The 21,507-nt window shown below is 54.6% G+C and carries 20 protein-coding genes; 6 read left to right on the top strand and 14 right to left on the bottom strand.

Annotated features, from left to right (window positions below; translation table 11 throughout):
* Positions 1-270 precede the first annotated feature (270 nt).
* Positions 271-2,979 (bottom strand): magnesium-translocating P-type ATPase, encoded by a 2,709-nt coding sequence (gene mgtA, locus JTI85_RS03855; RefSeq protein ID WP_048212840.1) that lies wholly within the window; start codon positions 2,977-2,979, stop codon positions 271-273.
* Between the two features lie 417 nt (positions 2,980-3,396).
* Here mgtA and treR point away from each other — a divergent pair, with 417 nt between their 5' ends.
* The 5 genes from treR (at position 3,397) to nrdG (ending at position 10,740) form a co-directional block, all read left to right on the top strand.
* On the top strand, positions 3,397-4,344 hold the full coding sequence (gene treR / locus JTI85_RS03850; RefSeq protein WP_199954362.1) for a trehalose operon repressor TreR: 948 nt from the start codon (positions 3,397-3,399) through the stop codon (positions 4,342-4,344).
* 157 nt (positions 4,345-4,501) lie between these two features.
* The gene (gene treB, locus JTI85_RS03845; RefSeq protein ID WP_048212842.1) at positions 4,502-5,920 is read left to right on the top strand and encodes a PTS trehalose transporter subunit IIBC; all 1,419 of its coding nucleotides are present in this window, start codon (positions 4,502-4,504) and stop codon (positions 5,918-5,920) included.
* A 49-nt stretch (positions 5,921-5,969) separates the two neighbouring features.
* Positions 5,970-7,622, top strand: a complete 1,653-nt coding sequence (gene treC, locus JTI85_RS03840; RefSeq protein WP_219352130.1) for an alpha,alpha-phosphotrehalase — start codon at positions 5,970-5,972, stop codon at positions 7,620-7,622.
* A 408-nt stretch (positions 7,623-8,030) separates the two neighbouring features.
* Positions 8,031-10,169 carry an anaerobic ribonucleoside-triphosphate reductase gene (gene nrdD / locus JTI85_RS03835; protein ID WP_048212844.1) on the top strand — a complete coding sequence of 713 codons (2,139 nt, stop codon included), beginning with the start codon at positions 8,031-8,033 and terminating at the stop codon, positions 10,167-10,169.
* A gap of 106 nt (positions 10,170-10,275) precedes the next feature.
* On the top strand, positions 10,276-10,740 hold the full coding sequence (gene nrdG, locus JTI85_RS03830) for an anaerobic ribonucleoside-triphosphate reductase-activating protein (RefSeq protein WP_048212845.1): 465 nt from the start codon (positions 10,276-10,278) through the stop codon (positions 10,738-10,740).
* A gap of 3 nt (positions 10,741-10,743) precedes the next feature.
* On the opposite strand, the gene JTI85_RS03825 is transcribed toward nrdG, so the two are convergent.
* From JTI85_RS03825 to pmbA, 13 genes are all read right to left on the bottom strand, one after another.
* The gene (locus JTI85_RS03825) at positions 10,744-11,028 is read right to left on the bottom strand and encodes a type II toxin-antitoxin system RelE/ParE family toxin (protein ID WP_003839578.1); all 285 of its coding nucleotides are present in this window, start codon (positions 11,026-11,028) and stop codon (positions 10,744-10,746) included.
* Entirely contained in the window at positions 11,018-11,260 is a 243-nt protein-coding gene (locus JTI85_RS03820; protein WP_003839576.1) for a type II toxin-antitoxin system RelB/DinJ family antitoxin, read from the bottom strand. The genes JTI85_RS03825 and JTI85_RS03820 overlap by 11 nt, the downstream gene beginning before the upstream one ends.
* A 77-nt stretch (positions 11,261-11,337) precedes the next feature.
* Positions 11,338-13,251 (bottom strand): BglG family transcription antiterminator, encoded by a 1,914-nt coding sequence (locus tag JTI85_RS03815; RefSeq protein WP_119922210.1) that lies wholly within the window; start codon positions 13,249-13,251, stop codon positions 11,338-11,340.
* Positions 13,252-13,272: 21 nt separating this feature from the next.
* A complete protein-coding gene (locus JTI85_RS03810; protein WP_048212847.1) occupies positions 13,273-14,013 on the bottom strand; it encodes a KDGP aldolase family protein in 741 nt (246 codons plus the stop codon).
* The gene (locus JTI85_RS03805) at positions 14,010-15,128 is read right to left on the bottom strand and encodes a DgaE family pyridoxal phosphate-dependent ammonia lyase (protein ID WP_061067122.1); all 1,119 of its coding nucleotides are present in this window, start codon (positions 15,126-15,128) and stop codon (positions 14,010-14,012) included. Before JTI85_RS03805 ends, JTI85_RS03810 begins: the two co-directional genes overlap by 4 nt.
* Positions 15,112-16,245: an amidohydrolase/deacetylase family metallohydrolase gene (locus JTI85_RS03800; protein WP_219352129.1), complete on the bottom strand. Its 1,134-nt coding sequence runs from the start codon at positions 16,243-16,245 to the stop codon at positions 15,112-15,114. Before JTI85_RS03800 ends, JTI85_RS03805 begins: the two co-directional genes overlap by 17 nt.
* A 58-nt stretch (positions 16,246-16,303) precedes the next feature.
* The gene (locus tag JTI85_RS03795; RefSeq protein WP_003830379.1) at positions 16,304-16,948 is read right to left on the bottom strand and encodes a DUF4310 family protein; all 645 of its coding nucleotides are present in this window, start codon (positions 16,946-16,948) and stop codon (positions 16,304-16,306) included.
* Between the two features lie 11 nt (positions 16,949-16,959).
* Positions 16,960-17,736: a DUF4311 domain-containing protein gene (locus JTI85_RS03790; RefSeq protein WP_005134210.1), complete on the bottom strand. Its 777-nt coding sequence runs from the start codon at positions 17,734-17,736 to the stop codon at positions 16,960-16,962.
* Between the two features lie 22 nt (positions 17,737-17,758).
* The gene (locus JTI85_RS03785; RefSeq protein ID WP_038636649.1) at positions 17,759-18,058 is read right to left on the bottom strand and encodes a DUF4312 family protein; all 300 of its coding nucleotides are present in this window, start codon (positions 18,056-18,058) and stop codon (positions 17,759-17,761) included.
* Positions 18,059-18,060: 2 nt separating this feature from the next.
* Positions 18,061-18,423 carry an SFCGS family glycine-rich protein gene (locus JTI85_RS03780; protein ID WP_003830384.1) on the bottom strand — a complete coding sequence of 121 codons (363 nt, stop codon included), beginning with the start codon at positions 18,421-18,423 and terminating at the stop codon, positions 18,061-18,063.
* Positions 18,424-18,433: 10 nt separating this feature from the next.
* Complete coding sequence (locus JTI85_RS03775; protein WP_219352128.1) at positions 18,434-18,742, bottom strand: glycine dehydrogenase; 309 nt, start codon at positions 18,740-18,742, stop codon at positions 18,434-18,436.
* A gap of 332 nt (positions 18,743-19,074) precedes the next feature.
* Positions 19,075-19,461 carry a cytochrome b562 gene (cybC, locus tag JTI85_RS03770; RefSeq protein WP_121585390.1) on the bottom strand — a complete coding sequence of 129 codons (387 nt, stop codon included), beginning with the start codon at positions 19,459-19,461 and terminating at the stop codon, positions 19,075-19,077.
* A 46-nt stretch (positions 19,462-19,507) separates the two neighbouring features.
* Positions 19,508-20,860, bottom strand: coding sequence for a metalloprotease PmbA (gene pmbA / locus JTI85_RS03765; RefSeq protein WP_003830385.1), 1,353 nt, complete (start codon positions 20,858-20,860; stop codon positions 19,508-19,510).
* 95 nt (positions 20,861-20,955) lie between these two features.
* On the opposite strand from pmbA, the gene yjgA reads away from it, so the two are divergent.
* Positions 20,956-21,507 carry a ribosome biogenesis factor YjgA gene (gene yjgA / locus JTI85_RS03760; RefSeq protein WP_008786039.1) on the top strand — a complete coding sequence of 184 codons (552 nt, stop codon included), beginning with the start codon at positions 20,956-20,958 and terminating at the stop codon, positions 21,505-21,507.

Here is a 21,507-nt window from a genome sequence, read left to right as displayed (position 1 = left end):
CTGTGCAGACTAACTGGTGTAACAACTTATTTCGATGACTGTGTTCACAAAAAATCACAGACGCCCATTATTTTTAGCACACTGTTTCATTTTTGCAATGCAGATCGTTTTATTGATAAAAAAGCAACGCAAAGAAGGCAATTTGATACTAATTACCGCGTGAGCATTTCAATAAAAATAAAACACCAATATTTCGAGGGAATATCTTTCGAATGAAAAAGAGAAATGCAGGATGGTATTAACACCATCCTGCAGAAGAGAAGTTGAGGATTACTGCCAGCCGTAGCGGCGGCTATAAAAACCTTTCACAAGCTGAGTTAATGTCATGTAACCCGCCAGAATCGCAACCAGCCACGGGAAGTAGCTCAGCGGCAGCGCCTGCAATTGCAGATAGCTGGCCAGCGGTGAGAACGGCAACGCAATGCCCACCACCATCACGACCAGCGTCATCAGCATCAGCGGCCATGCGGCGCGGCTTTGGATGAACGGCACGCGACGGGTACGGATCATATGCACAATCAGCGTTTGCGACAGCAGACCCACCACAAACCAGCCAGACTGGAACAATGTCTGATGTTCAGGCGTATTGGCATGGAAGACGAACCACATCAGGCAGAAAGTCAGAATGTCAAAGATCGAGCTGATCGGTCCAAAGAAGATCATAAAGCGGCCCAACTCGGCGGGATTCCAGCGCTGCGGCTTTTTGATCTGCTCTTCGTCGACGTTATCAAACGGAATCGCCACCTGGGATACATCGTACAGCAGGTTCTGAATCAGTAAGTGCAGCGGCAGCATCGGCAGGAACGGTAAAAAGGCGCTCGCCACCAGCACGCTAAATACGTTACCGAAGTTAGAACTGGCCGTCATTTTAATGTACTTCAGCATGTTAGAAAAAGTACGGCGTCCTTCGATCACCCCTTCTTCCAGCACCATCAGGCTCTTTTCCAGCAGAATGATATCTGCCGCTTCACGGGCAATATCAACCGCACCATCAACGGAGATACCAATGTCCGCCGCGCGCAGCGCCGGGGCGTCGTTAATGCCATCGCCCATAAAGCCGACCACATGACCTTCACGCTTGAGCAGTGTGACAATGCGCTCTTTGTGCATTGGCGTCAGGCGGGCAAACAACGTGGTGCGCTGGGCAAGTCGGGCCAGCTCGTCGTCGCTTAACCCTTCAATGCTGCTGCCGATAACCACATCACCTGCATCCAGACCCACTTCATGACACACTTTCGCCGCAACCAGTTCGCTGTCACCGGTGAGAATTTTCACCGTAATACCGCTGGCTTTCAGCGCTTTCAGCGCCGGGGCGGTGGTCTCTTTCGGCGGATCGAGGAACGCGATATACCCTTCGAGGATCAGATCGGATTCATCAATACGCTGATAGTCCCCTTCACGCGCAGGCAGGTATTTGGTTGCCACCGCCACCACACGCAACCCCTGACGATTCAGCGTATCGGTAACGCGTTTCACCCGACGCAGCATGTTGTCATCTAACGGGACAATCTCACCGTTATGGCGCACCTGGGTGCAAACGCTGAGGATCTCCTGCAGCGCGCCTTTACATACCAGTTGGTGCACATCGGTTTCTTCAGCGACCACCACCGACATGCGGCGGCGTTCGAAATCAAACGGGATCTCATCGATTTTTTGCCAACGGGTAGAGAGCCGGCGGGCGGATTCTTCGTCCACGCCTTCCAGCACTGCCGTATCCAGCAGATTCTTCAGCCCGGTCTGATAGTGGCTGTTCAGCCACGCGGAATGCAGGACGTGTTCGCTGGGCTTGCCGGAGATATCGGTATGATTCTCCAGCACTATTTTATCTTGTGTCAGCGTGCCGGTTTTATCGGTGCACAGAATATCCATCGCGCCAAAGTTCTGGATAGCGTCGAGGTGTTTAACGATGACCTTTTGTTTTGACAGCTTCACCGCCCCACGCGCCAGCGTCGAGGTGACGATCATCGGCAGCATTTCTGGAGTAAGTCCCACCGCCACAGACAGGGCAAACAGCGCCGCTTCCCACCAGTCACCTTTGGTGTAGCCATTGATGATAAGCACGATGGGCGCCATCACCAGCATAAAGCGGATCAGCAGCATGCTGACGCGGCTGATCCCTTTCTGGAAGGCATTCTGCTCGCTTTCCTGCTCGCTGACGCGGCCCGCCAGTTGCCCGAACCAAGTATTGGCCCCGGTCGCAATCACGATGGCCTGCGCCGTGCCGCTCACCACATTGGTGCCCATAAAGCACAGGGTATCGCATTCCAGCGGGTTGCTTTGCTGCGGGTCGCGGCTGGTGGCGACTTTCTCCACCGGCAACGATTCGCCGGTCAGTGAAGCCTGGGCCACGAACAGATCGCGCGCCTGCACCACGCGCAGATCGGCTGGGATCATATCCCCTGCTGCCAGCTTAATAATATCGCCAGGCACCAACTGGTCGATCGGCAGTTCAACCCAGCCGTTCTCCCCTTTCTCGTTGATGACGCGCAGCACCGTAGCAGTGTTGCTGACCATCGCTTTCAACGCATCCGCCGCTTTGGTGGAACGCGCCTCCTGGACAAAATTCAGCAGCGTGGAGATGACAACCATCAAGGCGATAACGCCCGCGGCAAACAGATCCTCGGTGGCATAAGAAATGCCGCCTAAAATAGTCAGCAGAATATTAAACGGGTTGCGGTAGCAGACCCACAGGTGTACCCACCATGGCGACGGCTTCTGCGCCGGTAGCTGGTTCTCGCCATGTAACTCGCGAGCGTTTTCCACTTCTGCGGCGTTCAATCCTTCCGGGTGCGCGCCAAACGTTTTCCACAGCGCTTCTTCGTCCATCAGCGCCATTTTCAGGCAATGTTCGCTCAGCGAAGGCGGGATCGGCGTGCTGGCGACGGTCTGCGCATTGGGTAGCGGATCGCGATGCACCAGACGATGCGGTAAATGGCGGTTTAGCCGGGCAAACAGCTGGCGAGTAATATTTTTGAACATAGGCAGTCCCTCTGCACCAGTATAAGCGGGCGCAGTAAATCCTTCAGGCGTGGCAAAGCCTTGCCTGGTGGCAATTTTAAAATCACAACAGGGACGTCAGAACGTCACTGTCTTACAGCTCCGGTAAGACAGTGAAAACAGGCTTACCGGAGAGGGGGGGTTCTCCATTTAGGGAGAGGGGTGGGATCGGGATCCATATAGCCTCCGGTAAGTGAATGATAAGCGCTGCGGATTATACGCAGAAAACCATAAGGTTTGTGACAATTATGGCGGTATGATACAGCATGGAAACTAAACCAAACGTATACACATCGCCTGAAGGGTGAACGGTTTAAAGCAGACTTTCCCCATTGCACTCCACATGGGTAAAGTTACTCTCTTTGATATAACTGAAAAAGTGCGCAACGGGAAAACAGGATGCAAAATCGGCTGACTATTAAAGACATCGCCCGCTTAAGCGGTGTGGGGAAATCAACGGTTTCCCGTGTGCTCAACAACGAAAGCGGCGTTAGCGAACGCACCCGTGAACGTGTTGAAGCAGTGATGAATCAGCACGGTTTCTCCCCTTCCCGCTCCGCACGTGCCATGCGTGGGCAAAGCGACAAAGTCGTGGCGATTATCGTCACGCGTCTGGACTCACTTTCGGAAAATCTCGCCGTGCAGACCATGCTACCCGCCTTTTATGAGCAGGGTTATGATCCGATTATGATGGAAAGCCAGTTCTCACCTGAACTGGTAGAAGAACATCTGGGAATGCTCAAACGTCGCAACATTGATGGCGTCGTGTTGTTTGGTTTTACCGGCGTAACGGAAACCATGCTCACCTCCTGGCAGGACTCTCTGGTTCTGCTGGCCAGGGATGCCAAAGGCTTTGCCTCCGTCTGTTATGACGACGAAGGCGCCATTCATACCCTGATGCAGCGTCTGTACGATCGCGAACATCGTCATATCAGTTTCCTTGGCGTCCCCCATAGCGACGTGACCACCGGTAAGCGCCGTCATGAGGCCTACCTGACCTTCTGCAAGAAACATAAGCTGCATCCTGTCGCTGCTCTGCCTGGTCTGGCCATGAAACAGGGCTATGAGCATGCCGCCGATGTCATTACGCCGGAAACAACTGCGTTAGTCTGTGCGACGGACACGCTTGCCCTTGGCGTCAGCAAATATCTGCAGGAACAGCGAATCGACAACCTGCAACTGGCAAGCGTCGGTAATACGCCGCTGATGAAATTCCTCCATCCGGAAATCATCACTGTCGATCCCGGCTACGCTGAAGCCGGACGGCAAGCAGCCTCGCAGCTGATCGAACAGATCAACGGCCGTAGCGAACCACGACAAATCGTTATTCCCTCCAGCCTCTCCTGATTGCTTTCTGAGCACTAATTTGTGATCTTCACTGCGTTTCGGGAACGTTCCCATTTTTAAATATTCACCGACGATATACTCTGGCACCAACAACGAGACAGCTGCCGGATGACGTCGCGAAAGCGTCTAATCCGACCTACGGGGAACACACGTCATCATGAGCAAAGTAAAACAAGCGGATATCGACCGGCTGATTGAGCTGGTAGGCGGGCGCGACAATATCGCCACGGTGAGTCACTGCATTACGCGCCTGCGTTTTGTGTTGAATCAACCCGCGAATGCCAGACCCAAAGAGATCGAACAGCTACCGATGGTCAAAGGCTGCTTCACCAACGCCGGGCAGTTTCAGGTAGTGATTGGCACCGAGGTGGGCGATTACTACAAAGCGCTGCTGGCGACAACCGGACAGGCCAGCGCCGACAAAGAGCAGGCGAAAAAAGCGGCGCGGCAGAATATGAAATGGCACGAACAGCTGATTTCTCATTTTGCGGAGATCTTCTTCCCGCTGCTGCCCGCGCTAATTAGCGGCGGTTTGATCTTAGGTTTCCGTAACGTGATCGGCGATCTACCGATGAGCAACGGCCAGACGCTGGCGCAGATGCATCCTTCGCTGAAAACCCTTTACGACTTCCTGTGGCTGATTGGCGAGGCGATCTTCTTCTATCTGCCGGTCGGGATCTGCTGGTCGGCAGTGAAAAAAATGGGCGGTACGCCGATCCTCGGTATTGTGCTGGGCGTAACCCTGGTTTCACCGCAACTGATGAACGCCTATTTGCTCGGTCAGCAAGTGCCGGAGGTGTGGAACTTCGGTCTGTTCAGCATTGAGAAAGTGGGCTACCAGGCGCAGGTTATTCCGGCGTTGCTGGCCGGGCTGGCGCTCGGGTTTATTGAAACGCGCATGAAGCGCATCGTGCCGGATTATCTGTATCTGGTGATCGTCCCGGTGTGCTCGCTGATCCTTGCGGTATTCCTTGCGCACGCCTTTATCGGTCCGTTTGGCCGCATGATCGGCGACGGTGTCGCGTTTGCGGTCCGCCATCTGCTGACCGGCAGCTTTGCCCCAATCGGCGCGGCGTTGTTCGGCTTCCTGTACGCCCCGCTGGTGATCACCGGCGTGCATCAGACTACGCTTGCCATCGACATGCAGATGATTCAGAGCATGGGCGGCACGCCGGTATGGCCGCTGATCGCGCTGTCGAATATCGCTCAGGCCTCTGCGGTGGTGGGCATCATTATCTCCAGTCGCAAACACAACGAACGTGAAATCTCAGTCCCTGCAGCCATCTCCGCGTATCTCGGGGTCACTGAACCGGCAATGTACGGCATCAACCTGAAATACCGCTTCCCGATGCTGTGCGCGATGATCGGCTCCGGTCTCGCCGGACTGCTGTGCGGCCTGAACGGAGTGCTGGCAAACGGGATTGGCGTCGGCGGTTTGCCGGGCATCCTCTCTATCCAGCCGACCTACTGGCAGGTATTTGGCATGGCGATGGTCATTGCGATTGTTATCCCAATGATACTGACCTCATTTGTTTACCAGCGTAAATACCGTCTGGGCACATTACAAATTATCTAACTTTTCTTCGGGGCGCAGTTGCGCCCCAGCGTATTTCCAGGAAACAACCATGAATATTCCCCACTGGTGGCAAAACGGCGTTATCTATCAGGTTTACCCCAAGAGTTTTCAGGACACTACCGGCAGCGGCACCGGCGATTTACGCGGCGTGACGCAGCGCCTCGACTATCTGCAAAAACTGGGCGTTGATGCCATCTGGCTGACGCCATTCTATATTTCGCCGCAGGTTGATAACGGCTACGACGTCGCGGATTACCTGTCTGTCGATCCGGCCTACGGTACGCTGGAAGATTTTGACGAACTGGTGGCGCAGGCGAAAACGCGCGGCATCCGTATTATTCTGGATATGGTTTTTAACCACACCTCAACCCAGCACGCCTGGTTTCGTGATGCGCTGGATAAAGACAGTCCGTATCGTCAGTTTTATCTCTGGCGCGGCGGCACGCCAGACAGCCCGCCGAATAACTGGCGTTCCAAATTTGGCGGTAACGCCTGGGGCTGGCACGCCGCAAGCGAGCAGTATTATCTGCACCTCTTTGCTCCTGAACAGGCAGACCTGAACTGGGAGAACCCGGCGGTACGCGCCGAGCTGAAAAAAGTGTGCGAATTCTGGGCCGATCGCGGCGTGGACGGTCTGCGTCTCGACGTGGTGAATCTTATCTCTAAAGATCAGAGCTTCCCGAACGATCCCGACGGCGATGGACGCCGTTTTTATACCGATGGCCCGCGCGCGCATGCGTTTTTACGCGAGATGAACCGCGACGTCTTCACGCCACGCGGCCTGATGACGGTGGGAGAAATGTCATCCACTACGCTGGAAAACTGCCAGCAGTACGCCGCGCTCGATGGCAGCGAACTGTCGATGACATTTAACTTTCACCACCTGAAAGTGGATTACCCCAACGGTGAGAAGTGGACGTTAGCCAAACCCGATTATGTCGCGCTGAAAACTCTGTTCCGCCACTGGCAACAAGGCATGCATAATCAAGCCTGGAACGCGCTGTTCTGGTGTAACCACGATCAGCCGCGCATCGTGTCGCGTTTTGGCGATGAAGGTAAATACCGCATTCCGTCGGCCAAAATGCTGGCGATGGTGCTGCACGGTATGCAGGGCACGCCCTATATCTACCAGGGGGAAGAGATCGGCATGACCAATCCGCATTTCAGCCAGATTACCGATTATCGCGATGTGGAAAGCCATAACATGTTTGCCGAACTGAACGGTCAGGGGCGAGATGCCGACGAACTGCTGGCGATCCTCGCCAGTAAATCCCGCGATAACAGCCGCACGCCGATGCAGTGGGATGCCAGCCAACACGCGGGCTTCACCAAGGGCGAGCCGTGGATCAATCTGTGTGACAACGCGGCGGAGATCAACGTGGCGGCTGCGCTGAGCGATGCCGACTCAGTGTTCTACACCTATCAGCGGCTTATCGCATTGCGCAAAGCGGAGCCAGTTATTACCTGGGGCGACTATCAGGATCTGTTACCGGACAGCCCACATCTGTGGTGTTACCAACGCGAGTGGCAAGGGCAGCGGTTGCTGGTCATTGCTAATCTGAGCGATACTTTCCAGAGCTGGCAGCCAGCCCAGACCGATGGAAACTGGCAGGTGCTAATGCACAACTATGCCGAGGTCGCCAGCCAACCCGCAGACATGACGCTACGTCCTTTCGAAGCCGTCTGGTGGGTGCAAAAATAGCTTGCAATTGGTTTTGAGCCCGGTACGTATAGCGCTATCGGGCTTCAATGCTGACACTGCATTTACCTTCCTGTTTTTGTTGAATAATTAATCAGATTTTTCTTGCCACAATTTACAATCGCTGTACTGCCCGTCATCTGTACGCTCCGATTTTTACTTTGCGCTACATCAAATAAATCGTAAACATCCTTGATGCAAATCACTACATATAGAACTTAAAATGCACGCCGACCCAATATGTTGTATTAATCGACTACAATTGCTACAACTACAGTGCACCGCTTTACGGTGGAATTGTGGATAAAGTGGGTCAGGATTGCGGGAAGTCATTGGCCTGATAGATGAATAAACCCATGACCGCTTCCCCAACCTCTGTGGATAACCTGTTCTTATAAATATGGAGTGATCATGACACCGCATGTGATGAAACGAGATGGCTGTAAAGTGCCGTTTAAATCAGAGCGCATCAAAGAAGCCATTCTGCGTGCAGCTAAAGCAGCGGGAGTCGATGACGCAGATTACTGTGCCACCGTCGCAGAAGTCGTTAGTAGCCAGATGAATGAGCGCAGCCAGGTCGATATCAACGAGATCCAGACAGCGGTAGAAAACCAGCTGATGTCTGGTCCGTACAAACAACTCGCCCGTGCGTACATCGAATATCGCCACGACCGTGATATACAGCGTGAAAAGCGTGGCCGTTTGAACCAGGAAATTCGTGGTCTGGTTGAGCAAACCAACTCTGCTCTGCTGAACGAAAACGCCAACAAAGACAGCAAAGTGATCCCGACCCAGCGTGACCTGCTGGCCGGTATCGTCGCCAAACACTATGCGCGTCAGCACCTGCTGCCGCGTGATGTGGTCCAGGCACATGAGCGTGGTGATATTCACTATCACGACCTCGATTACTCGCCGTTCTTCCCGATGTTCAACTGCATGCTGATCGACCTCAAAGGCATGCTGACACAGGGCTTTAAGATGGGTAACGCGGAGATTGAGCCGCCAAAATCCATCTCGACCGCGACCGCCGTCACTGCACAAATCATCGCGCAGGTTGCCAGCCACATTTATGGCGGCACCACCATTAACCGTATTGACGAAGTTCTCGCGCCGTTCGTCACCGAGAGCTTTAATAAGCACCGTAAAACCGCTGAAGAGTGGCAGATCCCGGATGCCGACGGCTATGCGCATTCTCGTACCGAGAAAGAGTGCTATGACGCATTCCAGTCCCTTGAGTATGAAGTGAATACCCTGCATACCGCCAACGGTCAGACGCCATTCGTCACCTTTGGTTTTGGCCTGGGGACCAGCTGGGAATCACGTTTGATCCAGCAATCCATTCTGCGTAACCGCATCGCGGGACTGGGTAAAAATCGTAAAACAGCCGTCTTCCCGAAACTGGTGTTCGCCATTCGTGACGGTCTGAACCACAAGTTCGGCGATCCAAACTACGACATTAAACAGCTGGCGCTGGAATGCGCAAGCAAGCGTATGTACCCGGATATCCTGAACTACGATCAGGTAGTGAAAGTCACCGGTTCGTTCAAAACCCCAATGGGCTGCCGTAGTTTCCTCGGTGTCTGGGAAAACGAGAACGGCGAACAGGTTCACGACGGGCGTAACAACCTCGGCGTTATCAGCCTCAACCTGCCGCGTATCGCGCTGGAAGCGCACGGTGATGAAGCCACCTTCTGGAAACTGCTCGACGATCGCCTGGTGCTGGCGCGTAAAGCGCTTATGACCCGCATTGCGCGTCTGGAAGGTGTGAAAGCCCGCGTTGCGCCAATCCTGTATATGGAAGGCGCCTGCGGCGTGCGTCTGAAAGCGGACGATGATGTGTCTGAAATCTTTAAAAATGGTCGCGCATCCATCTCTCTGGGTTACATCGGCATTCATGAAACCATTAACGCGCTGTTTGGTGACAAACATCTGTACGACAGCGAGGAGCTGCGCGCCAAGGGTATCGCCATTGTCGAACGTCTGCGTCAGGCGGTCGACCAGTGGAAAGACGAGACCGGCTACGGCTTCAGCCTGTACAGCACGCCGAGCGAAAACCTGTGCGACCGTTTCTGCCGTCTTGATACCGCCGAGTTTGGCGTGGTACCTGGCGTTACCGACAAAGGTTACTACACCAACAGCTTCCACCTCGACGTGGAGAAAAAGGTTAACCCGTACGACAAAATCGATTTCGAAGCGCCGTACCCGCCGCTGGCAAGCGGAGGCTTCATTTGCTACGGCGAATACCCGAATATTCAGCACAACCTGAAAGCGCTGGAAGACGTGTGGGATTACAGCTACCAGCACGTGCCGTATTACGGGACCAACACGCCAATCGATGAATGCTACGAGTGTGGCTTTACCGGTGAGTTCGAATGCACCAGCAAAGGCTTCACCTGCCCGAAATGTGGTAACCACGACGCCGCGCGCGTGTCGGTCACCCGCCGCGTCTGCGGTTATTTAGGCAGCCCGGACGCCCGTCCGTTTAACGCCGGTAAGCAGGAAGAAGTGAAACGCCGCGTTAAGCATTTGGGTAACGGGCAGATAGGTTAATCCGCTGTTACGTTAATGCCCGGTGGCGCTGCGCTTACCGGGCCTACGGACCGCACTCTTATTGTAGGCCGGGTAAGCGCAGCGCCACCCGGCATGGTTACAAGCTATGAACTTTCACCAATACTATCCCGTCGACATCGTTAACGGCCCCGGCACCCGCTGCACGCTGTTTGTGTCCGGGTGCGTGCATGAATGTCCCGGTTGCTATAACAAAAGCACCTGGAGGCTCAATTCCGGCAAGCCATTTACCAAAGAGATGGAAGACAAGATCATTGCCGATCTGAACGATACGCGAATCAAGCGTCAGGGGATCTCGCTCTCCGGTGGCGATCCGCTACATCCGCAAAACGTGCCGGAAATCCTGAAACTGGTACAGCGCGTTCGCGCTGAGTGCCCCGGCAAAGATATCTGGGTGTGGACTGGCTACAAGCTCGATGAACTCAACGCCGCGCAAATGCAGGTGGTCGATCTCATCAACGTGCTGGTCGATGGCAAATACGTGCAGGATCTCAAAGACCCGGCGCTAATCTGGCGCGGCAGCAGCAACCAGGTCGTACATCATTTGCGTTGATCGCTAAAGCCGTTTGTTTGCATCGAGATAAACGGCCGAATGTTCTCGCTTGCCGACCGCGACAACAAACACGGTCACAACCTCATCCCGAACCTGGTACACCAGACGATAGCCGGACGATTTAAGCTTAATTTTATAGCAATCTGGAAGACCGTTTAAACGGGCAGAGTCAATTCTGGGGTTCAACAACACGTCGGCCAACTTCTTCTTAAACTGAGCCTTCACCGTATCACCCAGTTTATGCCACTCTTTTAAGGCTCTCGGGTCGAATTCCAGTTCATAAGTCATCCAGACTAACCTTGATTCCTTTTTGCGGGCTGGCCAGCCTCTCCCGGACTGTCTGAATCAGTGTATCTTCGCTGTCGCTAACGGTGACGGTTTTCACTGGCATGCGCCCCGTTTCCGCGACGTACTGAAACAGTAATCGCACAGCTTCCGTTGGAGTAATGTTCAGTTTTTCCAGCACGGCATAAGCCTCATTTTTGAGTTTGTCATCCAGACGGACGTTCAGCGTGGCCATTATGCCTCCAGTAGAATCGAATGTGTAATGCAGTTTAGCATTACATACGCATTACATCGAATTCTGGATAACGCCTCTCAAAAACGACTGACACACTCCATGGCGACGGTTTTGAACTCGGTGAAATTCCGGCATGCGCAGAGCCGCGTCATGGCGCGTTCACGCAGGAAGGTGACGAAAATATCGTAGATCGCCATCGCTTCTTCGTACTCGCTTTTACTAATGGCGAGCAGGAAGATCACGTGCGCGGTTTCATCGCCCCAGGCAATACCCTGCGGGGCGAGGATGGTGTAGACCACCGTTTTCTTTGCCAGCAGACCGAGGGCGTGCGGCAGCGCGATGCCATCACCCAGCATAGTGCTGACGATGGCCTCACGTTCAACCACCGAATCAAGAAACTCCGCGTCGACAAAACCTTCATCCTGCAACTGATGGCATAACGTTTTGAACAGCGTCTGCTGATCCATGGTGCCGTCGATCACGCGAAAATGGGCGGCATCGAAAAATTTATTCAGCATCCACGGGCGGGTTCTGTCCACCAGCACCAGCTTGCCAATTTGCTCCAGTTGATAATCGGTCGGAAACGGCGCAATCATCGCCACGGGCTTATCTTTTTCACCGATCCGCGCGGTCGAGATAACAAAATCTTCGCTAATGCTTTCCCGCTGTTCGTAGTCGCGCAACGTGACGGTATCGACGATTTCAATCTGCGGATACTTACGCGCCAGCACCGCTTCAATCATCCGCGCCATCGCATTTCCAGCATCGCATACCAGCAGAACTTTCGGTTGCCTCTGGTAACCGATGTTGTAACTACGTTCCAGCCCCACGCCAATATGCAGGACCAGAAAGCCAATCTCATTTTCACTGATGGTATACGGCGTATATTTCCCCCATCCCGAGACGGCGGCCAGCGTCATATCCCATGCCATCGGGTAGTGCTGTTTAATATTTTCCAGCAGCGGATTGGGGATCATTATCTGGTAACGCACCCGGGTGATCATCGTCTTAATATGCGTCAGCAGATCGGCATGCAACTGTTTGTCATTCAACAGGTTGTAGTTGTATTGAGTATTGATAAAACGCAGGATGTAATTAACCAGCGCTTCGTCATCATCCGCATTAATAGCACTGGGGGCGATCTCTTGAACCTGACGGGCAGCGATGTGCACCTGTAGCCAATTCTCTTCGAAAACAGAAAGCGGTTTGTCTGCCAGCCGGTGCAGAACCGCCGCAATCTCACGCGCGGCCAGGCACACCGCCTGTTCAGTTTCTTCAGCGGCAAACTCCGGCAATGGATACCCTTCACTAATCCGCCGGATAGCCACCGCACAGTACAAGCGTAAAAACAGCTCGCCCTCGTCGGTCAAACGAATATGAAAACGAGCAAAAATATCCTGTAAAACGGGCTGTAGCTGCTCAGGGATCCCGGCATTCAGCGCCTCCTGCATCACTAACGGGTGCTGCGGATCCTGCTGTGCCAGCGTCCACAACAGATCGGTCAAACAGGCGCGGATCGCCATCTCGCTGCCAAACAGCTTCATGCCGTGACGGGGACGCGTTTCCAGCGTCAGATGATAACGTTGCAGATGCTCACGCACCTCAGCCATATCGTTTTGCAGCGTCGCGCGGCTGATAAACCATTCATCAGCCAAATCTTCAAGCTTTAGCGAAAAGGCCGACGTCAGAAAACGGACCACCAGCCAGTGTACCCGCTCCTGGCTGGTTCGCGGGATGCGCAGCAACGTTTCAGGCTGCTGCGTTTGCAGAGAGTGATAACTTGCCGGGTCGTCAATTTTGAGCTGATAACCGCTGCCCCGGCTGAGGACAAACTGCGCGCCGTACTGAGTAAGTAGCGCGTTTAGCGCAGTGATATCCGCCCGTACGGTGCGTGTAGAAACCGACAACCGCTGCGCCAGCTCATCCTGTGGAAGCGCTTCGTTTTGCAACATATCAAACAGCTGTGCTAAACGTTGGTTGGGGAATCGCACGTCAGTCTCCTCATCTGTCAGTTAGCCTATGCAAGCCCGGGTCATCGCCATCAGTTGGCGCACGTCGTCCGGGCGGGTGTTACCACTCACCTTATCAATAATCGAACTATAGATGTGAGGAATGATTTTGCTCACTCCGGCATCCAGGGCGATCTGCAGGATTTCAGTAAAATTATCCAGATCGATACCCCCGGTAGGCTCCAGCCAGAAGTCATGCCGGGCACAGGCCTGCGCGACGGCGATGTACTCGTCACGGCATTTCAGGCCGCCCATCGGGAAGTATTTAATCGAGCTACCGCCCATATCTTTGAGCAGCGCAATTGCGGTTTCTACCGGCACAATGCCGTCCGGCGTCTGGCTGCTCAGCGGACCGGTGGAGATTTTCACCATCCCCGGCGTACCCGTTGGCGAGACCAGACCGTTGACTACCGTCTCCTGCTGGCCCAACAGCGCCCGACTGGTCGCCACGCCGGTAAAGACCTGATTAACATGCTGCGGCTGTACCTGACGGGAGATCTCACTGACCATCGCCGACTGGTTTGGATCGCCCGCCCCCAACCCCACTGAAAGCGCATTGTCGATAAGCGCTGCGTATTCACGCATATCCGCGACCGCGCTTGCGACATCCGGGTAATTTTTTGACAACACGCCGACCAGCACGTGTCCTTCCGCCGCCGCGTAAATATCCCGCGCATTTTCTTTGGAGCCTGCCAGCACGTTCAGGCAGACGCGGTCGCGATAAAAGTTAGGGGTCAGTTTCATGCGTTTTTCTCCTGCGAAATCACTTCACCAATTCGACGGGCCACAATTTCCAGCTGCGCGCGATCCACGCTGCGCACATCGGCTTCGATAATGCCTTCGTTGGCTTTGTACCCACGGAAGTAAATCGCGTACTCGCCGTGTTTCAGGGCTTCAACCAGTTCGCCCGTGGCGATACCAGTTACCGCTTCGTCAAACTTAATTTCGGTACGGGCGATGTCGCGCCCTGCGCTGTCCCACACCACGCGGGCGCTGACGCCATTAAAGGAATTTAGCGCATTAATGAACGGCGTCATTTTCTCGACCATCTCCGCACCGCTCTCTTTCTGCGCGTTCAGATACAGTTCGATAGCGCAGGTCAGGCCAAGAATCCCCTCTTTGCCCACCTTCATCGCCCGGCCGATCCCCGCCGTCTGGCGTTTCACCCACTCAACATACTGGGTTTTGCCAATCACCAGTCCACTGGTTGGCCCTTCAATCGCCTTTGCGCCGCTATAAATCACCAGATCCGCACCAAGGCGGTAGTAGCACTGCAAATCTTCTTCCGCCGCCGCATCCACGATCAGCGGCAGGTTATGCGTGCGCGCCACCACCGCGGCCTGCTCCACGCTGAGCATGCTTTTCTGTACGCAGTGGTGAGATTTGATATACAGAATCGCCGCCGTGCGCGGTGTAATGGCTGCCGCCAGCTGTGCCGCGGAACATTCATTGGCATAGCCCGCTTCCACCAGCTTGCCGCCGCCAAGCGCCACCATGGTGCCAACCGGGGCACCAAAGTTGACGTTGTGGCCTCTGGGCAGCACGATTTCGTTGTTCTCGATGGGCGTAACGTGCAGATTCTCCAGCAGCCAGTCGCTGTCTTTCACCAGCACCGCAGCCACCGACTGGGCGATTCCAGCCGATGCGCAGGAGACGACGGTCGCCCCTTCCACTTCCAGCAATTTCGCGATGTAGTCGCCGGTTTTATTGACCAGATCTTTCATTTCGAAGTACTGATTCATCCCCGCCATCGCAGCCTCAACCACTTCTGGTCGCGGCGTGGAAACGCCGAGCGCCGTCATGCGGCCTGATGTGTTAATCACCTGTTTTAAATTGTATTTCTCAAAAATCGAAGGCATGTTCCGCGCTCCCTTGTTCGGTCATATAGCCCTTGCCCGCACGTATTGCGGCAAGCGGCACCAGCATTTGTTCAGCCTGCAGGCTGTCGTTTTCAGCATCTACCAGCACGGTTGGCTGGCGCTTAAGCGTAAAGAGGGTTAAATCGGCATCCAGACCAGGCTGCAGTCGCCCTTTCTGTTTCAGGCGCAGGCCGTCAGCGGCATTGGCGGTCACGCACTCAATGACCTGTGGGAGCGACATCCCCATGGCGAGAAATTTCGACATCACATTCGCCAGGGAATACACCGGACCGCTGATACGGTTGCGGCAATAAATATCGGAGCTGATGGTGTGCGGCAAAATACCAAGATCGATAGCGCGTTTTGCCACCGCAAAGCTCAGGCTGGCCGTACCGTGACCCACGTCCAGACGCACGCCGCGTTGCAGCGCACGCGTGACAGATGCGCGCAGCTCGCCCTGCGGCGTCAGAATACGGTTTGGTTTACCGTTGTAGCAGTGGGTAATAATATCGCCTGCGCTCAGGCGCTCGGCGATCTCATCGAGATTCGGCGGGTTGTTGCCAATGTGCACCATCAGCGGCAGGTCGCCGTTCTCTTTTTGCATCGCTTTGGCACGATCCAGCGGCGTGATGCCGTTTTCACCTACCACGCTGCTGCTCATGCGTGCCTTCAGGCCGACAATAAAATCAGGGTGGCGTTTCACCGCCTGGCGCACCGCATCGGCGTCAATGTTGGCCATGTTGGCCAGCTCGTTCTGGGCGATAAGCCCAACGCGGGAGATGTTCAGCAGCGCATACACTTCCGTCGCTGCTTCCCGGGTCAGGGTGTAAAAATCGTCGATATCATCCGCCCCGGTACTGCCCGCATCCACGACCGTGGTGACGCCAGTCGCAATACCGACGCTGTCCGGCTGGTCGTGATAAATCGGGGATTTCGGGTAACAGTGAACGTGGGAATCAATCCAGCCTGCGCTGACGTAGCACTCGCCGCCGAGCTCAATAGTTTTCAGCGCCGGACCATCAACGTTGCCTAATGCCGCAATTTTGCCGTCTTTCAGCGCAATATCGCTCACCGTATCGTCAACGAGGCGCGCACCGCGCAGGAGTAAATCAAACATCGCTCTCTCCTTTGCCGGATGGCGGCGTAACCGCCTTATCCGGCCTGCAAACCAACAGTTAGCTAATGGCAATCGGGAAGATGGAACCCAGGATCATTGCCCCAAGGATCGCCCCGCCGGTGATCGGTTTTTGCCACAGATAAAACAGCAGCGCACCCGCCAGAGAACCGATTCCGATAGGAATAGAAGCCGTCATCGCGCTGAGGATAATCAATGGCCCGAGGAAGCGACCGGAGGCGTTACCGGCCCCCATCATGACGTCCGCCCCGTAGGTTGAATCGCTCTGGTTGATGGTGAACTTACGCGCCAGAATGATGATGTAGCCAATCGCCAGGCCAATCACCAGGCCGGTGACCAAAGAGGCGGCAAAGTTGGCGACCGGGAAGATAATGCCCGCGCCCAGCAGCAGCGCCGGAACACCTAACCCGACCCCGGTCTGAATCGCGCCACCGATATCCAGAATCCCCACCAACGAACCTTCAATGATACGGGCAAACAGGAAACTTGCGCCAAATGCCGCCACCGCGCCGTAAGAGCCGGTGTCCATTCCCGCCTTTAGCATCGCCACAAAAGCGACTTCGTTAAATGCGCCGATACCGTACAGGTAGTACATGTGCGTTCCGGCAAAGACGCCAGAGGAGAGCAGGCCAACGAAGATCGGGAACGACCAGTCGGCAAACCAAAAACCTTTATTCTGTTCCATGATGGCCTCCGTTATTTGCCGCTGAGCGAGTTGTGGATCAGTTCCAACCAGTTCGGCACGGTCAGATGGAAGGATTCGATCATCTTCATGTCGAAACCGCGGAAGAAGCCGCTCAGGACAAACAGCGCGACGATAGCTACCATCATCACTTTCGTGACGTGGTTCCAGCCGCTTTCTTCAACACCTTTGCCGATCAGAATGCCGAGCACCAGCCCCGGAACGGCGTTGCCCATGATCAGTTGCGCCGCGCCGCCAAAGACGGTGGCCCAGAAGCCGGATTTCTTACCGGCATCGATCGCCGCCAGCCAGAAGATCACCGGCATCACGGTATTAACCAGCAGGTTAGCCGCAGGCACCAGCACCTTGACGGCGGTAACCTGCAGCGCTTCCGGTACGGATGACGCGGTGAGGTTCAGGAAGGTCACGACAATCATCCCGATAACGCCACAGGCAATCGCCATGCGCTTGGGATCGTGCAGCGTTTCACCGACGTTGCGGTTTTTAACCATCAGCGCGGCGGCACCCCAGTTGGGAATGATGCGATGGTCGACATCCTGCGTGAACGCCCCCGCCGCAACGGAAGAAGCCCAGGCGTTAAAGAAGAAGCCCAGGCCGAACGAGAAGTGAGAAGCCGGATCCCCTTCGCAGGAATTCAGTTCTCCCAGAGTACGAAACGCGCCCATCCCTTGAGTGGTAGGCGCATGAAACATGCGTGCAGCCCCAGCGCCGACACCGACGCCAACCAGGCCACCAATGATGAGCGATTTTATTAATATTATCAGGAACATATTTATGCCTTTTAATAAAGAATCAGCGTTGCGTAACGAAATCCACCTTGTCGAGATTGATGGCAGTCACGTTGACGGTCACATCCAGCTCCACGCTGAAGGTGCGTCTTTCCCGGCGCAGAAAGAGGAATAAAAACGCCTCTTTGCGCACCGTTTCACGCGCTTGAACAACCTGCACATCCTGTGGCTCAATACGCAGTAAGATATGCGGCGACGCTTTCATCACCGCAGCCTGAACGTGGTTCAGGGCATCGGCAAAGGCGCGCGCTTTGGCCTCGCCCTTGCCAGTGACTCTCACCGTGGTGGTGAATTGCTCTTTCATACTTAAGCGCCGTGTTTCTTTTGCCACGCCTGAACCAGGCGTTCACCGAGCTCTTCTTTATCCATAAAACCGAACCCCAGCACGTTGCAACCTTCGTTGATGGCCGTTACGCCTTCATCAACCGAGCGCATGCCATATTTCGCCTTGTAGCCGTATTTGGTCTGTGCGGTAATCGCCCCTGCCCCGCCACTGCCGCAAAACGAGATACCAAAGGTGGCGTTTTCCGCTTTCATTACGTCACCCAGCTTCATGTCAGCCGCCACGCCCGGTACCACAACCGCACGGCCACCCGCTTTCTCAACGCCTGCCGCCACTTTCTGGCCTTTACCCAGACGATCGCCAATCACTACGGTAATCTGTTCCATCTTTTGCTCCTTAAAGGTTGTCTTTCGCGACTTCGAAGTGCACCGACAGCAGCCAGGCTTCTTCCTCGGGAAGATTGCCAAACTCGGCGACCACGTCGCGGGCAAGCGCCATTGATTCGGCAGAAATTTCATCAAATAAGCTGGCATCGACTTCTGGTAAGGTTTCACCCGTTATCGAGCGGTGCGCCATGGCGCGAACATGCGACGTCAGCATCTGTTCCTGTACGGCGTTGGGAATAATGTGGCGTTCACGCAGCAAGGCATATACCTGCGCCAGCATGCGGTCGGCCAGTTCCACCGATTCCCCCATGTCATTCATTACAGCTCCGTTATTCACTCGTCTTACCCCACTAATGGCTCTGGGGATAAATTAGCGGTGGGGGTTAAAAGTTTGTAGCGAGTTGTTTTCCACTTCGAAGTGGAAAGGGGGTCAGCGATAGTGATCTGTGCCGCAAAACGGGTCGGGTTCACGATTTATCACTGGAAGAATGTGATTGAGATCGCAAGAGTGAGCCGCAAATTGGAAGGAAGTGCGAACAATGAATGGACGATAAAAATGAAAAAATGTGATGGGTATAGCGTTTACTTATGGGGYGTGCAGTAGCGGGGGATCTTATCCGGCCCACGGTTATGCAGGCCGGATAGCGTAGATTAGCGGAACTTCTTGTGGTTTTCGTTGCGCGTGGTTTTCAGGTCTTCCGCAACGGCTTTCGCCTCTTTGACTTTACCTTCGTTCGCCAGCTTAAGCGCGCCATCAATCTGGCCGATCAGCGTGTCAAAACCGTGGCGGAAATCTTTCATCTCCGGGCTGTCCGGGGATTTGCTTTCCAGCTTCGGCGGTGTGGCCTTTTGAGCGTCCAGCGCGGCTGCGCGCATTTTGGTTAACGCATCTTTCAGTTCAGTCGCATTATCCGTTTTTTCGACGATCTTCAGGTTGTCGTTGAGGATCCCCATGTCGTCTTCAAGATCGGCTGCAAACGCAGAAGAACCAAGAACCAGCGTTGAAGCCGCGACGATCGCTAACAGGTGTTTACGCATTGCTCACTTCCTTTTTTATTATTAAAAATTAACGCCTTAACGAGTATCACTGCCCGGCGATTTTCATCTCCGGTAACAATACCGAACCACATTGGATATTACTGCGCGTTTCAATATCGTTCCCCACGGTCACAATATTGCGCCACATCTCTTTTAAGTTCCCGGCGATGGTAATTTCACTCACCGGATACTGAATTTCACCATTTTCGACCCAGAAACCCGCCGCGCCGCGCGAGTAATCGCCGGTAATGCCGCTTACGCCCTGGCCCATCAGCTCGGTAACCACAAGGCCTGTGCCCATCTCTTTGAGCAACTGCTCGAAGCTTAGACCCTGTCCCGGAATTCGCCAGTTGTGGATCCCGCCCGCATGCCCGGTGCTCTTCAGCCCCAGCTTACGCGCAGAGTAGTTGGTCAGCAGCCACTGAGTCAGCACGCCGTCTTTAATGATGTCACGGCGTTCAGTCCGTACCCCTTCACTGTCGAACGGTGAAGACGCCAGTCCCTTCAGCAGGTGCGGATGCTCTTCAATGGTCAGCCATTCCGGCAGAATTTGCTTGCCCAGCGAGTCGAGCAGGAAGGTGGATTTGCGGTATACCGAACCACCGGCAATCGCGCCGACCAGGTGTCCGAACAGTCCGGTCGCCACTTCGTTGGCGAAAATCACCGGCGCTTTCATGGTGGACAGCTTACGCGGCGACAAACGAGATAAGGTGCGGCGAGCACAGTCAGCCCCTACCCACTCCGGCGTTTGCAAATCGCCCATCGCCCGACCAATGGTGTAGGCGTAATCGCGTTCCATATCGCCATTTTCTTCCGCGATCACACAGCTGGAAAGGGAATGACGCGTGGAGCAGTAGCCCTGCAGCATGCCGTGGCTGTTGCCAAAGACTTTGATGCCATAGTGGCTGTTAAAGCTGCCGCCTTCGGTATTGGTGATGCGCTTATCAGCCTGCAATGCAGCCTGTTCAGCGCGCGCCGCCAGTTCGATAGCTTCGTCAGGGGAAACTTCCGCCGGGTGGAACAGGTCCAGATCGGGCGCATCAAAGGCCAGCAGTTCTTTATCTGCCACGCCTGCGCACGGATCCGGCGAAGTGTAACGTGCAATGTCCAGCGCAGCCTGCACGGTGCGTGCAATCGCCTGCGGGCTTAAATCGGTAGACGATGCGCTGCCCTTACGGTTCTGGTGATAAACCGTAATCCCCAGTGCACCATCGCTATTGAATTCGACGTTCTCCACTTCACCATAACGGGTGCTGACGCTAATACCCGTGGTCTTGCTTACAGCGACTTCCGCGCCATCCGACTTACCTGACGCTAATTCCAGTGCCGTCGAGACCGCTTCTTCCAGAATCTTACGCTGCGCTTCAACTTGTGAGATTACTTTCATCGCAAATGCCATAATGTAGAGAGAGTTTCTCTGAAGTCTAACAGAGAACCGTTTTTCAGTGCGCATCTTAACTGGTAACATTAGCCTCTTTTTTTAAGGAGCCTGACATGACTAAGCAGCCCGAAGACTGGCTCGACGACGTTCCCGGTGATGACATCGAAGACGAAGACGATGAAATTATCTGGGTCAGTAAAAGTGAAATAAAACGTGACGCCGAGGAGTTAAAACACCTGGGTGTGGAACTGGTAAAACTGGGGAAAAACGCGCTGGATAAAATCCCGCTCGATGCGGATTTACGTGCCGCGATTGAGCTGGCCCAGCGTATTAAGATGGAAGGTCGCCGCCGCCAGCTGCAGCTGATTGGCAAAATGTTGCGCCAGCGCGATGTTGATCCTATCCGTCAGGCGCTGGACAAGCTGAAAAACCGTCACAACCAACAGGTCGTTGTCTTCCATAAGCTGGAGCAACTGCGTGACCGTATGGTTGACGGTAGCGATGAAGCCATCGAAGAAGTGATGAACCTGTGGCCTGACGCCGACCGTCAGCAACTGCGTTCGCTGGTGCGTAACGCCAGGAAAGAAAAAGCGGGCAACAAGCCGCCAAAATCTTCCCGCCAGATCTTCCAGTATCTGCGTGAACTGGCGGAAAACGAAGCGTAA

This window comes from Citrobacter sp. Colony219, assembly GCF_019382635.1.
GTDB classification, from domain to species: domain Bacteria; phylum Pseudomonadota; class Gammaproteobacteria; order Enterobacterales; family Enterobacteriaceae; genus Citrobacter; species Citrobacter youngae.
This window is presented reverse-complemented; position numbering and strand designations above follow the sequence as displayed.

Excerpts from the sequence above, each read along its gene's own strand:
- mgtA (WP_048212840.1), bottom strand. The coding sequence starts at position 2,979 with ATGTTCAAAAATATTACTCGCCAGCTGTTTGCCCGGCTAAACCGCCAT.
- treR (WP_199954362.1), top strand. The coding sequence starts at position 3,397 with ATGCAAAATCGGCTGACTATTAAAGACATCGCCCGCTTAAGCGGTGTG.
- treB (WP_048212842.1), top strand. The coding sequence starts at position 4,502 with ATGAGCAAAGTAAAACAAGCGGATATCGACCGGCTGATTGAGCTGGTA.
- treC (WP_219352130.1), top strand. The coding sequence starts at position 5,970 with ATGAATATTCCCCACTGGTGGCAAAACGGCGTTATCTATCAGGTTTAC.
- nrdD (WP_048212844.1), top strand. The coding sequence starts at position 8,031 with ATGACACCGCATGTGATGAAACGAGATGGCTGTAAAGTGCCGTTTAAA.
- nrdG (WP_048212845.1), top strand. The coding sequence starts at position 10,276 with ATGAACTTTCACCAATACTATCCCGTCGACATCGTTAACGGCCCCGGC.
- JTI85_RS03825 (WP_003839578.1), bottom strand. The coding sequence starts at position 11,028 with ATGACTTATGAACTGGAATTCGACCCGAGAGCCTTAAAAGAGTGGCAT.
- JTI85_RS03820 (WP_003839576.1), bottom strand. The coding sequence starts at position 11,260 with ATGGCCACGCTGAACGTCCGTCTGGATGACAAACTCAAAAATGAGGCT.
- JTI85_RS03810 (WP_048212847.1), bottom strand. The coding sequence starts at position 14,013 with ATGAAACTGACCCCTAACTTTTATCGCGACCGCGTCTGCCTGAACGTG.
- JTI85_RS03805 (WP_061067122.1), bottom strand. The coding sequence starts at position 15,128 with ATGCCTTCGATTTTTGAGAAATACAATTTAAAACAGGTGATTAACACA.
- JTI85_RS03800 (WP_219352129.1), bottom strand. The coding sequence starts at position 16,245 with ATGTTTGATTTACTCCTGCGCGGTGCGCGCCTCGTTGACGATACGGTG.
- JTI85_RS03795 (WP_003830379.1), bottom strand. The coding sequence starts at position 16,948 with ATGGAACAGAATAAAGGTTTTTGGTTTGCCGACTGGTCGTTCCCGATC.
- JTI85_RS03790 (WP_005134210.1), bottom strand. The coding sequence starts at position 17,736 with ATGTTCCTGATAATATTAATAAAATCGCTCATCATTGGTGGCCTGGTT.
- JTI85_RS03785 (WP_038636649.1), bottom strand. The coding sequence starts at position 18,058 with ATGAAAGAGCAATTCACCACCACGGTGAGAGTCACTGGCAAGGGCGAG.
- JTI85_RS03780 (WP_003830384.1), bottom strand. The coding sequence starts at position 18,423 with ATGGAACAGATTACCGTAGTGATTGGCGATCGTCTGGGTAAAGGCCAG.
- JTI85_RS03775 (WP_219352128.1), bottom strand. The coding sequence starts at position 18,742 with ATGAATGACATGGGGGAATCGGTGGAACTGGCCGACCGCATGCTGGCG.
- cybC (WP_121585390.1), bottom strand. The coding sequence starts at position 19,461 with ATGCGTAAACACCTGTTAGCGATCGTCGCGGCTTCAACGCTGGTTCTT.
- pmbA (WP_003830385.1), bottom strand. The coding sequence starts at position 20,860 with ATGGCATTTGCGATGAAAGTAATCTCACAAGTTGAAGCGCAGCGTAAG.
- yjgA (WP_008786039.1), top strand. The coding sequence starts at position 20,956 with ATGACTAAGCAGCCCGAAGACTGGCTCGACGACGTTCCCGGTGATGAC.